Origin of the sequence: Acinetobacter sp. NIOH-H-8, assembly GCF_046635365.1 — a bacterium.
GTDB lineage: Bacteria > Pseudomonadota > Gammaproteobacteria > Pseudomonadales > Moraxellaceae > Acinetobacter.
Genome location: NZ_JBHDVN010000229.1, coordinates 1 through 433, shown reverse-complemented (window position 1 = coordinate 433; position 433 = coordinate 1). Strand labels below are relative to the sequence as shown.

Annotated in this window: 1 rRNA gene; it reads right to left on the bottom strand. The window is 54.7% G+C overall.

Features of this window, described 5'->3' with window-relative positions:
- A 16S ribosomal RNA gene (locus ACEWB7_RS17955) occupies window positions 1-433 on the bottom strand; the annotation flags it as partial.

Below are 433 nucleotides of genomic sequence, written 5' to 3'. Positions count from 1 at the left end.
CTACCAGGGTATCTAATCCTGTTCGCTCCCCACGCTTTCGCGCCTCAGCGTCAGTTACAGACCAGAGAGTCGCCTTCGCCACTGGTGTTCCTCCACATCTCTACGCATTTCACCGCTACACGTGGAATTCCACTCTCCTCTTCTGCACTCAAGTTCCCCAGTTTCCAATGACCCTCCCCGGTTGAGCCGGGGGCTTTCACATCAGACTTAAGAAACCGCCTGCGCGCGCTTTACGCCCAATAAGTCCGGACAACGCTTGCCACCTACGTATTACCGCGGCTGCTGGCACGTAGTTAGCCGTGGCTTTCTGGTTAGGTACCGTCAAGGTGCCGCCCTATTCGAACGGTACTTGTTCTTCCCTAACAACAGAGTTTTACGATCCGAAAACCTTCATCACTCACGCGGCGTTGCTCCGTCAGACTTTCGTCCATTG